General features: G+C 41.3%; 11 protein-coding genes and 1 pseudogene. 3 read left to right on the forward strand and 9 right to left on the reverse strand.

Going from position 1 to position 12,025, the window contains the following annotated elements; all coding sequences use genetic code 11:
• The 6 genes from IQ211_RS15785 to rtcR all read right to left on the reverse strand — a co-directional run.
• Positions 1–2,814: toxin VasX (locus IQ211_RS15785; protein ID WP_193836415.1), on the reverse strand; the 2,814-nt coding region annotated here is incomplete at its 3' end.
• A 688-nt stretch (positions 2,815–3,502) separates the two neighbouring features.
• Complete coding sequence (gene pyrB, locus IQ211_RS15790; protein ID WP_189760878.1) at positions 3,503–4,444, reverse strand: aspartate carbamoyltransferase; 942 nt, start codon at positions 4,442–4,444, stop codon at positions 3,503–3,505.
• Positions 4,445–4,502: 58 nt separating this feature from the next.
• Positions 4,503–4,652, reverse strand: coding sequence for a hypothetical protein (locus IQ211_RS15795; RefSeq protein ID WP_189760887.1), 150 nt, complete (start codon positions 4,650–4,652; stop codon positions 4,503–4,505).
• Positions 4,653–4,734: 82 nt separating this feature from the next.
• Positions 4,735–5,163 (reverse strand): carboxymuconolactone decarboxylase family protein, encoded by a 429-nt coding sequence (locus IQ211_RS15800; protein ID WP_189760879.1) that lies wholly within the window; start codon positions 5,161–5,163, stop codon positions 4,735–4,737.
• A 287-nt stretch (positions 5,164–5,450) separates the two neighbouring features.
• Positions 5,451–6,368 (reverse strand): ribonuclease Z, encoded by a 918-nt coding sequence (gene rnz / locus IQ211_RS15805; protein ID WP_189760880.1) that lies wholly within the window; start codon positions 6,366–6,368, stop codon positions 5,451–5,453.
• Positions 6,369–6,398: 30 nt separating this feature from the next.
• Entirely contained in the window at positions 6,399–7,973 is a 1,575-nt protein-coding gene (rtcR, locus tag IQ211_RS15810) for an RNA repair transcriptional activator RtcR (protein WP_189760881.1), read from the reverse strand.
• A gap of 256 nt (positions 7,974–8,229) precedes the next feature.
• On the opposite strand from rtcR, the gene IQ211_RS15815 reads away from it, so the two are divergent.
• Entirely contained in the window at positions 8,230–9,456 is a 1,227-nt protein-coding gene (locus IQ211_RS15815; RefSeq protein ID WP_189760886.1) for an RtcB family protein, read from the forward strand.
• A gap of 68 nt (positions 9,457–9,524) precedes the next feature.
• Here the strand turns inward: IQ211_RS15815 and IQ211_RS15820 are convergent, their stop codons facing one another.
• Both IQ211_RS15820 and IQ211_RS15825 read right to left on the reverse strand, forming a co-directional pair.
• Positions 9,525–9,917: a type II toxin-antitoxin system VapC family toxin gene (locus IQ211_RS15820; protein ID WP_189760882.1), complete on the reverse strand. Its 393-nt coding sequence runs from the start codon at positions 9,915–9,917 to the stop codon at positions 9,525–9,527.
• On the reverse strand, positions 9,917–10,168 hold the full coding sequence (locus IQ211_RS15825) for an antitoxin (protein WP_399478445.1): 252 nt from the start codon (positions 10,166–10,168) through the stop codon (positions 9,917–9,919). The genes IQ211_RS15820 and IQ211_RS15825 overlap by 1 nt, the downstream gene beginning before the upstream one ends.
• A gap of 158 nt (positions 10,169–10,326) precedes the next feature.
• On the opposite strand from IQ211_RS15825, the gene IQ211_RS15830 reads away from it, so the two are divergent.
• Together IQ211_RS15830 and IQ211_RS15835 are read left to right on the forward strand one after the other, a co-directional pair.
• Positions 10,327–10,872, forward strand: coding sequence for an RNA 2'-phosphotransferase (locus IQ211_RS15830; RefSeq protein ID WP_189760884.1), 546 nt, complete (start codon positions 10,327–10,329; stop codon positions 10,870–10,872).
• A 35-nt stretch (positions 10,873–10,907) separates the two neighbouring features.
• On the forward strand, positions 10,908–11,531 hold the full coding sequence (locus IQ211_RS15835) for a LysE family translocator (protein ID WP_189760885.1): 624 nt from the start codon (positions 10,908–10,910) through the stop codon (positions 11,529–11,531).
• Positions 11,532–11,649: 118 nt separating this feature from the next.
• Here IQ211_RS15835 and IQ211_RS15840 read toward each other — a convergent pair.
• A pseudogene (locus IQ211_RS15840) lies at positions 11,650–11,913 on the reverse strand (Na+/H+ antiporter NhaC family protein); the annotation flags it as partial.
• Positions 11,914–12,025: the final 112 nt, after the last annotated feature.

Here is a 12,025-nt window from a genome sequence, read left to right on the forward strand (position 1 = left end):
ACCGATTCGGTTTGTTGACAAAATCGACATTTCACTTCTACCGTTGCCATCTGATTTCCTGAAAAAGTGAGGAGTATACATGAGAAACAACAAATTGAATACGTGACCTAAATTTGGCTTGATAAAAAAATTTAAAAATTCTTGAAATTCAATTAAATACGAATTTTTAATTTCCTTATCTATAATTTTCATTCTTTTAAATTGATTTTCTAAACTTAAACGTTTTTCACTCGTACTCCAAAAAGCATATTTCTCTCCATTGCCCCAAAAGCAGTTCTTTAACAATGTTTCCAAATCTACCCAATTGAAATATATCGCTGCGAATGTTCCACCAAGCATGAGTGAAGCGCCTAGTGCAACCAGAAGACTGACGCCAAAAGTCACTTCCGCTGTTGCTACCGCTATAGACCATCCTACAGCCATTATTATTGAGCTTGTACCTATTGCAATATGAGAATAAGCTTCTTTGTTATTTCCAAAACTAAAAGAGTTATAGGCATCATAATAAGAAAGTGCGCCACTCACAAAACCTGTGGCAATGAGTCCACCATTTACCCATTTTGTTATGGCAGCACTTTCTAACAGAAGACTGCGTGATGCAGAATCCAATAACGCTTTTGCTGCGGGGCTATTTAGTTTATTTGCTAATCTCGCTGCAAATTTAAGAGTATCTCCACCAATAGCGGAAACACCTTTTGCAGCAATTAACCCACCTAATATAGTATTCGAATAGCTTGAAACATAATAATAAGGAAGTCTATTTGCGTTAAATGGGGCAGTTTTGTCGAAACGAGACATTGATGTCAATTTATATAATACATAACTCTTCATAAATAAATCCAAGCCACTTAAGCCAGAACTCAATAAGTAGCCAGCAGACTTATTTGTATTATGGAAAAATTTAAACTGAATATTTAATTCAGGTCTTTTTAATTTAACCAACGGTATTTTTATCTTTATATTATTATTGTAATTATCCAATCTGTTGGACCAATCAAATACTTTTTTACCTATAAATTTGTTTAAACCAGATTCAGCTTGAGCCAGGCCCTTCTTAATTTTTCCTGATACACCTTGATTTTCATATTCTTCAATTTTTTTTAGAAATTTATAATATTCTTTCTCGGTTAATTCGAGATATTGTCCTTGTTTTATTTCAAGCCCTAAATAATCTAATATTTTAGGAATCAGTTTATGTGTTACCTGTTTTACACTCAACACGTGCAAGTGTAATATTCCTTTATATGATAATTCTGTTGTAAATACATAAAGTCTCGCCAGTAAATTGCCAACGACACTGAGTATTATATCTACTCCCCGATTGAGGATCCTTGCAATGGATACCTTATCAACACCATCATGACCTAATGAATTCACTATTCCATTAAGAGCAACATCCCATGCGCTATTTCCTTCTATAGCCAATGGACCAGCAATAATACTTTCCATCGCCAACAATCCTTCTTCTGAATGTTTGAGCGGTTCCATTAATTCAGCGTGTAAAATACAGAATCGTTCAAATTCTTTTGCATCATCTTCGGTATAAAAATCCTTTTTATCAGAGACAGAGAAAAAGTTTTTAAAATAATGTGTAAGTCCACCTAATTTCCCTGCAATCATTTCACTTTCAAAAAATGCTTTATATAATTCAAGAGTCTCTTTCTTTTTGTCTTTTACATGCTTAATCGGCGTAGTTAATTTAGGCCACCAGGTTTTCCAATTTTCTTGGTGAATACACTCCTTAACACATTTTTTGACTTCTTCATTTTTTGATGCAGCTAATATTTCAACAAAATTTCCTATAGTAAGAGGATACATATTGGTCGCACTATAGCTTAACTCCCAAAGATTAAGTAACATATAAGCCATTAAAATATCACGCTGATATCCCACTGGATCATGCAATACCACAATATTCGCTTTATCTTTGTAATAAGGGCATAGCAAACTGTCTATGTAACGCATTTCCATATCGGCATCCATGAAAAAACTGCCTTCTGTTGAAATATCTCCCAAATCAGCAGATTGTAAAAGTGGATCAGATAATTGATTTTTGTATGCTTGAAATCGTTTTTCAGGATCTTTGAAATCTTCCACTAAGCCATCGAAATGTTCTTGTTTGGCTTCTATGGTATACTCTGAGTCCTCACGATCTAACTCCACAAATTGCATTGCATTTCTGCGAAAAGATTCATCCTTATCTATCTTGTCTAGGATTCGTTCGGAAAAAGGAACCTCACTATAAACAATACTTATTTTGGATACGTCTTTATTAAGAGCCAGAAAAGGATAGCCTAATCCCGCTGTACCACTGGCAGGCTGGATTTCTTCCCATGATGAGCTTCCGGCTCTTTGCTCATACTTGGTGTATTTTGTGACCATCCCTCTTTTGCCCTCTAATGTGACAATTTCAGGGCTGAATTTGAAAATTAATAATTTTCCCTCGTGTTGGGAGCCTCTGGTTTTAATCGGTCCTTCTTCTTTGACATAGATCCAACCCGCTCTTGGCATGCGAATGCTATAACCCCCCAAGACGCTTGCATTTAATGAATTATCATAAGGATCAAGAAAGGTGCTGATGGGTGGCGGTAATTGTGCATTTATCTGTTTGTCGCCAAAAAAATTCATATAAGCATATCTGACAGGATAAACAGGCCGGATATTGACGTCACAGGGCCTGACAACGGTATCCATATCCAAATCATGGGGTATATATTCCCTCGCCATATCGACAAGTTCTTCAAATGTTTTTTCCACTTTTTTCGCGGCAATCTCAAGCGCATCATTTGCGTTCGTTAATATCGATTTTTCCATTTATCTTATTTCTTTGTGTTAACTTAATATCCCGTTTTTATACCAATCTAACTTCAAGATGCATATTGTTTCTCCCCGCGAAGCGGGGAGAAACAATGAGTTATGCTGTCTTATAATGAGTAACTTGAAAGGTAACGCGTATAAAACAATATTCATAACCAGCTATAGCCCATACTTCCTTGCACCTGTGATTGTTTCTAAGTTCATGCATCGTGTTAGTGATTCGTCGTAATAGACACAGAATAATGAACATCCCTTTAATATTTGAAACTGGCGGAGAAAATACAAAACGAATTTATCGAAAAGTACGATAATAACCTAATTTCATAACAGGTTAAAATAAGAAAAGAGCTTTAAAACATGTTCGTATTTGAAGTTAATTATTGGAGTTTAAATTGTCACTCTTTGTTATATTTATTGGTGTGACAGAAAATTGCGTTAGGTAATAATGGGAGATATAAACAATCACATTGATTTGTAAGCTGCAACTTGAAATTTATTGGATATATACGCCTTAAACTTCAAGTTGCCATTTACAACACGATATTAAACCTGATTTTTCCCCGCTTCGTGGAGAGAAATCACACGCATCTTGAAGTTAGATTGGTATAAAAGGTGTTCTAAAAAAACAATATTATGACTAAGGTGTAATATCCTTAATCATAATATTAATGGTTATATATTTTTCTTAGCGGTCTATAACAACATCTTCATTCAATACCAGCGATAATAATGCCTGACGGGCAAAAATGCCATTTCCTGCTTGCTGGAAGTAGTAAGCATATGGCGTTTTATCGACATCTACCGTAATTTCATCAATACGTGGCAGCGGGTGTAGGACTTTCAGGTTCTCTTTAACATTCATCAGATCCGCCGCGCGCAGGACAAACTGAGCCTTGATGTTGGCATATTCTGAAGGGTCAAGACGCTCTTTCTGGACACGGGTCATATACAGAATATCCAGTTCGGGCAGCACATCTTCAAAGTTATTGTGGAGGCTGTAACTCACCTGTTTTTCTTCCAGCATATGCAGAATATAGCTTGGCATGGCAAGTGCATCTGGAGCGATAAAACAGAAATGGTTGCCGTTAAATTTCGCCAATGCTTGTGTCAGTGAATGAACAGTACGACCATATTTCAAATCACCGACCATCGCAATTTTCAGGTTTTCCAGCCTGCCCTGCGTTTCCTGGATGGTGAACAGGTCGAGCAACGTTTGGGTTGGATGCTGGTTTGCGCCATCGCCGGCGTTGATAACAGGGATGTGGCCGGAAAACTCAGAAGCCAGTCGTGCCGCACCTTCCTGTGGGTGACGCATAACGATTGCATCGGCGTATTGGCTGATAATGGAAATGGTATCAGCCAGCGTTTCACCCTTTTTACCCAGTGAAGTATTACTACTGTCAGCGAAGCCCACAACGGAAGCGCCGAGCCGCTGAATGGCGGTCTCAAAAGAGAGACGGGTACGTGTGGAGGCTTCAAAGAAGCAACTCGCTATCACCTTGTGTTTCAGTAATTCAGTCTGTGGATTGGCTTTTAATGCAGCGGCCGTCTGCAATACCAGTTCCAGATCTGCGCGGCTCAGATCATTAATTGAAATGATATGCTTGCGATATAACGGATTAGCCATGTTTACGTTCCTCTTTTATGACTTTTAGCCTTGGACTGATCAGGCAAAAAAAAGCCCCTCAATTGAGGGGCTTTTTAAATGTTCGGTTAAGCAATGGGAAAAACAACGCAATGACGCTGCCAGCAGACAGTGCTTCGTTAGCTTGGTGTTGTGTTACAGCGCAATCTTTCATGTTTTCTCCCAGCAAATCGTCGCGCATTATACTCACGATAGCATTCATCGCAAGGATTGGCGGGAGAAATTTTTGTGTCAATTCATAGCCAGGTTAAATAGCCTGCATAATAATGTGATTATTCGTTTCGATCACCTAAACTGATCGCCATTCTATTAAAGGCATTCATTAAGGAGATCGTTGCTGTCAGGTCAACAATCTCTTTTTCTGTAAAAACAGCATCCAGCCGCTCTTTAATCTTATCTAAGGTACTTTGTTTGGGATTTGTCGTTAAGGCTTCGCACCACTCCAATGCCAGTTTTTCTTTGGGGCTGTAGATATTGGAATTGAACCATGCAGGTAACTTATCCAATTTTACTTGTTCTATACCATGATCTTTGCGGATTGCTTCGGCATGAAGATGGCAGCAATAGGCACAACCATTAATTTGAGATACCCGTGTTTCCACCAGCAGAATAAGTGCTTGATCCAGTTCAGAGGCATGGATTTCTTCATAGCTTTTATATAATGGGCTAATAATCTTGGGTGAGACTTTTGCGTAATTCATTTTTATCTCTCAGATATTTTATTTTTGTGTTGCAGGGAATTAATCAGATATAGGTAATATATAAATCTATTTTCTGCCAGACTGATATATACCAATCTAACTTCAAGATGCGTGTGATATCGTGTTGTAAATTGCAGCTTGAAGTTTAATGCGTATAGATCAATCCAACTACAAGTTGCAGCTTGCAAATCAATGTGATTGTTTATATCTCCCTCTACGTGGGGAGATATAAGACGCATCTTGAAAGGCGGTAGGTATATAGGAATTACATTTTCCTTGCAACATTTTCATTTAACAATAAATGCGGCGAAATCTGCGGCCAAATCAGTATTTGGAAATATTTCCCGGCATTCCGCCAATAATCGCGGGCAATCCTCAAGTCCATAACGTCCGCTAATATGCGTAGCGATAAAGTGTTTGACTTTGGCATCACGCGCCAATGTTGCAGCTTGTTTGGTGGTGGAATGTCCTCTCTCGTTGGCTTTCGCGGCAAATGCATCTTCCAGTGTGATTTCATGCACCATCACATCAACATTGGCTGCCAGTTTTAGTGCTTCGGGTGTCGGTTCAGTATCCCCAAAAATCGCCAATGACTTGCCACGAATCGGTGTACCTAGATAATCTTTGCCGCAAATTGTACGGCCATCTTCCAGAGTTATTGTGCCGCCCTGCTTTAAAGCCTGCATCCACGGGCCACGGGGAATGTTATCCTGATTTAATTTTTCCGTATCAAGTGCGCCGGGTTTATCGTGTTCTTCAATACGGTAGCCATAGCATTCTACGCGGTGGTTCAAGGCATAAGCCGTGACCTTCAGTTCGCCATCATCAAACAACTGTCCGGGCTGGACTTCAATAATTTCCAACGGATAGGTCAAGAAAGAACTGCTCAATTGCAATGTGGTTTCTACAAACTGACGTATCCCCGTTGGCCCATATAAGGTAAGGGGAGCGCTAGAACCGCCCATTGAACGGCTGCACAATAATCCGGGCAAGCCGAAAATATGATCACCATGCAGATGAGTGATAAAAATTTTCTCCAGTTTAGCTACCTTGATGGAAGAATGAAGGATCTGGTGTTGGGTTCCCTCACCACAATCCAACATCCATAGCGCGTTGCGAGTGCCCTGTAAATCCAGGATCAGGCTGGTGACATTGCGCTCTTTTGTAGGTATGCCAGCGCTGGTGCCTAGAAATTTCAGTTCCATGTTGTTGTTCTCCTATCTATTGCTTTCCTGTTAATGTCTAATGCTTTCCCAATCAAGACCGAAGCGGGCAAGGTATTTGCGTAACCTGTCGGCATCATTAGGCTGTTTTTTCTGTTGGCGGGAAACGGCAAATAGTTTGCGACCTGCTTCCGATAAGCTGCTGGATTCATGGCAGACTTTGATCACCGTTTCCAACTGTTGGCGGTCAAACAGGTCAATTTCCGGCAGGTTATTTGGCAGCAAGGCAGATTGTACTTCAGTGCGCCAGTTTTGCTTGAGCCGCGTAATTTCCTCTTCAACCAACTGTTGGTTGATACGGCCATTTTCAGCGAAGGTCGCCATTCGTGCGACAGAAGCGCTGAGTTCGCGAAAATTTCCCCGCCACGGTGCTTGCTCGGAACAGGCAAAATGCAGGTAAATTTGCCGTGCTTCTTTATCAAAGCGAACTTGCATTTGTTGCATTTGAGCATAACGGGCAAGCTCATAATCGATATTTGGCTCGATATCTTCGTGACGTTGTGCCAGCCCGGGCAGTTGATAAGTCCACATATTGATACGGGCATAGAGATCTTCGCGGAATTTTCCCTGAATCACCCAATCTCGCAGATCACGGTGTGTACCGGCAATTAATTGAAAATCGCTGTGTATTTCTTTATCCGATCCGTAAGGCAGAAAGCTCTTTTCTTCAATCGCTTTTAACAGCATTGCTTGCTCATCCAACCCCAATTCTGCCACTTCGTCAAGAAACAGAATGCCGCCATTGGCTTCACGAAGAAGTCCGGTGCGTGGCTGAATCGCTCCTGTAAATGCGCCCTTGATGTGACCAAACAGCGTAGACATCGCATTATCACCGCGCAAGGTGGCACAATTTACTTCCACAAATCGCCCCTTGATTAAATGGCGTGCTTGCCGTAACTGATAGATCCGGCGGGCGAGAAAGGATTTACCGGCACCCGTTGGCCCAGTCAGCAAAATCGGTGCAGTGGAGCGCAGGGCGACGCGTTCCACTTGGTCGATCAGGCGGTTGAAATTGGCGTTGCGTGTAGCAATACCTGACTTCAAGAATGCGACTTGCTCCTGTTGTTCACGTTGGAAACGGTTGGTTAGGGTAGTGTACCGACTAAGATCTAAATCGATAATCGTATAAACGCCTTCGGGATGGTTTTCATCTCTCCCATTTTTAGGTGAGGTTTGGAGCAGTTGAGCGGGCAGATAACGGGCTTCAGTCAGCAGGAACCAGCAGATCTGTGCAACGTGAGTGCCGGTTGTGATATGTACTAAATACTCTTCGTTTTCAATATCGAAAGGATAACGGACAGCAAAATCCAGTAACGCGGTATACACTTCTTCAAAATCCCACGGATCACCAATGTGGATTTCGTTCAGTACCACTTTTGTCTGAGGTGAAACTTGGGCGATATCCTCCTTAATTCTTTCTGCCAAAATTGAGTCATTGGTTTGGTGGAGTAACTCCAGCTTATCAATCGGCAACTCTGGCTGTTGGCACATACCAATGGTCGGGCGCCATTTCGTCCAGCGATTAGCCTTCTTACCTCGCCTGTCTAACTTTGTACCTAAAATACCAATAGCGACTCTGCGTTTCATTGTCTTCCCTAGATTCTTTTTATCTAAATTTATAAACAACGATATAGAAAGATAGGGAATTTAATCTGCAAAAACAATCACCAAGATTAGATGAAAATAAAATCAGTTATTTTTCAAATAGATAAAAATATTTCTGTTTTTTTTCAAAGTTGGCACGTAATTGGCAATGACCAGATGGTCAGCACACTGAGATAGTATGTGTCTTAAACGACGGATTAGTAAAAATTAAAGGAGAACAACAATGATAACCTCAGGAATGAAAACCAACGCTTATAACTTATTGACGCAAGAGAATGGTGCGCCAGTAAAAATGTGGACAAATGGCGTACCCGTTGATCCCAAAGCCATTAGCCAATTGCAAAATACAGCCAAGATGCCTTTTATTTTCAAACATCTGGCGGTAATGCCGGATGTCCATGTCGGTAAAGGTTCTACCATCGGTAGCGTTATCCCGACACAAGGCGCCATTATTCCGGCGGCGGTTGGGGTGGATATCGGTTGTGGAATGATTGCGGTGCGTACTTCGCTGGTGGCATCTGATTTACCGGATAGTCTGTTAAATATTCGCCATGCCATTGAAACAGCCGTACCGCATGGACGAACCATACACCGTGGCGGTCGCGATAAAGGTGCCTGGCATAATGCGCCGGAGATTGTGGATCAACATTGGGCGACCTTGGCGGATGGGTTTAAGCGTATTACCGATAAATACCCAAAACTATTGAACACCAATAACCATCAGCATTTGGGAACGTTGGGGACGGGAAACCATTTTATCGAATTATGTCTTGATGAAGTAGATCGCGTTTGGGTGATGTTACATAGCGGTTCCCGTGGTGTAGGTAATGCTATCGGGAATTTATTTATCACATTGGCGCAAAAGGATATGCAACAACATATTGCTAACCTGCCTGATCGTGACTTGGCGTATTTCGAAGAAGGAAGCCGTTATTTTGACGATTATATGGAAGCGGTAGGTTGGGCACAGGATTACGCCCGCCAGAACCGAGAAGTGATGATGCACCGCGTGCTTGAAGCGTTGTCACGTGAGATCCCCAAGCCCTTTACAACACAACAGGAAGCCGTGAACTGCCACCATAACTATGTCCAGCGTGAACAGCATTACGGTGAAGAAGTTTTGGTAACACGTAAAGGTGCAGTATCTGCTCGTAAAGGCCAGATGGGGATTATTCCGGGATCGATGGGGGCGAAAAGTTATATCGTCCGCGGCCTTGGAAACGAAGAAAGTTTTTGTTCGTGTAGCCACGGTGCAGGGCGGGTAATGAGCCGTAATGAGGCGAAAAAACGCTTTACTGTAAGTGACCAAATACGTGCGACGGCCCATGTAGAATGTCGTAAAGACAGCGATGTGATCGATGAAATTCCGATGGCATATAAAGATATTGATGCTGTGATGGAAGCACAATCATCGCTGGTGGAAATCGTGCATACCTTACGTCAGGTAGTGTGTGTAAAAGGATAGGGAGCAAAGAAGTGTTATCCGTTAGGGGATGAGAGGTTGTGGGTTAAGTGGGACCGTGGTCCCACCTGTCAATATTTGCTCCAGTCTTCGACAATTAAACCATGAACCATCCCAAATGCAGCATCACTGGTAACCATCGTCAGTTTTTTACTGAGGGCATGAGCAGCAATCAATTGATCCATTGTGCCCATAACACGACCAATTTGTTCCATACTGGCACGGAGTTCGCCATAAGTTTTTGCAGCGGCACTGTCCCAATCGTAAACAGTGACTGACTCAATAAACATGTTGACGATATTTTGTAGTTCCTTGTTTTGCCGTTTGGTAATCCCATAGCGTAATCCAGCTTCAGTAATACTGGATATGCATATTCTTGATGGTGGTATTGTGCACAATTTGTTGATTATTAATTGATTTTTCCGAAAAATATAACTGACCGTGTTTGTATCCAGCATGTACATTAAAGAGTTCCTTCAAATGGATCGCGTTTCGTTATGTCCTGATTACGATCACTGGTATCTAAAAAATCATCTGGAACAGAAAGATTAGTTAACATATTGAAAAATAAATCCCAATCATCATGTTTAGATTTGTTTTTTGACAAAATAAGATCCCCATTTTTATCTTGGCGGATGTAAACTCTATCAGTATCAAATTCAAACATGACAGGTAACCGAATAGCTTGATTACGCCCATTTTTGAAAATTTTCACGATTCTTTCCATCATTCACCTCTAATAGCATGCATATGCCATATTTAAGTCTATGTCAAAGTGGAGGTAAGGTTTAATATTAACCAATTAATTAACATAGAACTTAACGATCTGTTGCGAATTAAACGGGCAAAGAATTCAGACTAACAGGTAAAAATATGGATCAAGTTGATACTAAAATCAGTAAGTTTTTAAGTTACGTATTGCGTCATCAACCGGAGTCCATTGGCCTCGTTTTAGATAGCGAAGGATGGGCCGATATCGGCACATTGATCAAATGTGCCGCCAATCACGGTAAGCGATTGAACTATGCAATCATAGAAAAAATTGTCGATGCCAATGATAAAAAACGGTTTGCCATATCTGTGGATCAGAAACGTATCAGGGCAGTACAAGGGCACTCAACGCAGAAGGTGGATATTCGCTATCAGGAAAAAACGCCCCCTGAGATTTTATATCATGGAACGGCCACCCGTTTTTTGGATTCGATTTTTAAGCAAGGCTTAGTGGCGGGAACACGTCATTACGTACATTTATCGGCGGAAAAATCCACGGCGATCAAAGTGGGGCAACGACACGGTAAGGTGATTATCTTGCAGATTGATATTCAGTTGATGCATGAGCAAGGCTTTAAATTTTATCAGGCAGATAATGATGTTTGGTTGACAAAAACGGTGCCTGTTAAATATATCAGTGTCATTTAGCATTTTTGCCCCTGTTTTTGTATTCGGAGATAAACATGACAATTATGGATTCCTTGCTTGCCTTTACAGTGGCGGCGACTTTGCTCACATTGACCCCTGGCCTGGATACTGCGCTAGTTCTGCGAACTGCAACAGTGGAAGGGGGTAAAAAAGCTTTTCAGGCCGCTCTTGGTATTAATACGGGCTGTTTTATTTGGGGGGCAATGGTGGCATTTGGTCTTGGCACATTGATTGCGGTATCAGAGCTGGCATTCAACATATTAAAATGGTGTGGCGCATTATATTTATGCTGGTTGGGAATTCAAATGATCTGGCACCCCAACAAAGATCTTGGCGGAGAGGTATCTTCTTCCGTTAAGGGGCAGAATTGGTTTATCAAAGGAATGTTAGGAAATGTACTGAATCCCAAAATGGGCGTGTTTTATGTTTCATTCCTGCCGCAGTTTATTCCTCAAGGGCATTCACCCACTTTATGGACATTTAGTTTGGTGACGATCCATGTCTTACTTGGCACATTGTGGTCATTGTTACTGATTTATGCCACACGTCCGCTTTCCCATCTATTACGCCGTGAAAATGTCATCAAGTGGATGAATCGCGCGACAGGTGGATTATTTTTGCTGTTTGCGTTTAAACTCGTAATGAGTAGTCGACGATGATTTTGCGATATCTGTACATTGTCTATTTATGTCTTGGTTACGCCTATTTTTGCTACTTTTTTCATAATCATCCCCCTAAATTTTATTTTAAAGACCGATTATCCTTAGCGGGTTGCTGTTAATAAGTGAAACCTAAATAGAAATAGATAACGAGAGCGAAACTTGCAGTAACCAACGCATATGGCATTTGAGTCCGAATATGTTCAATATGATCACAATCTGTTGCCATTGATGCGACGATAGCATCGCTGGAAATTGGCGACGTCATATCACCAAAAATGGAACCCGCAATTGCGGCACCGATCATATATTCAGGAGGCATACCCACTGAAATACCTAGCTGTACCCCAATGGGGATCATAATTGCAAATGTCCCCCATGAGGCAGGGCGGGATTCCACTTTGTATTTAATTCAATCAAAGATAAGCTGACTACGGAATTCTGCTGACCACGTTGCTCTTCGACGTTTAGCCACTTGACTATCTTTTATACTG

This window comes from Xenorhabdus griffiniae (genome assembly GCF_015163655.1).
Classification (GTDB): Bacteria; Pseudomonadota; Gammaproteobacteria; order Enterobacterales; family Enterobacteriaceae; genus Xenorhabdus; species Xenorhabdus griffiniae.

Excerpts from the sequence above, each read along its gene's own strand:
- pyrB (WP_189760878.1), bottom strand. The coding sequence starts at position 4,444 with ATGGCTAATCCGTTATATCGCAAGCATATCATTTCAATTAATGATCTG.
- IQ211_RS15800 (WP_189760879.1), bottom strand. The coding sequence starts at position 5,163 with ATGAATTACGCAAAAGTCTCACCCAAGATTATTAGCCCATTATATAAA.
- rnz (WP_189760880.1), bottom strand. The coding sequence starts at position 6,368 with ATGGAACTGAAATTTCTAGGCACCAGCGCTGGCATACCTACAAAAGAG.
- rtcR (WP_189760881.1), bottom strand. The coding sequence starts at position 7,973 with ATGAAACGCAGAGTCGCTATTGGTATTTTAGGTACAAAGTTAGACAGG.
- IQ211_RS15815 (WP_189760886.1), top strand. The coding sequence starts at position 8,230 with ATGAAAACCAACGCTTATAACTTATTGACGCAAGAGAATGGTGCGCCA.
- IQ211_RS15820 (WP_189760882.1), bottom strand. The coding sequence starts at position 9,917 with ATGTACATGCTGGATACAAACACGGTCAGTTATATTTTTCGGAAAAAT.
- IQ211_RS15830 (WP_189760884.1), top strand. The coding sequence starts at position 10,327 with ATGGATCAAGTTGATACTAAAATCAGTAAGTTTTTAAGTTACGTATTG.
- IQ211_RS15835 (WP_189760885.1), top strand. The coding sequence starts at position 10,908 with ATGACAATTATGGATTCCTTGCTTGCCTTTACAGTGGCGGCGACTTTG.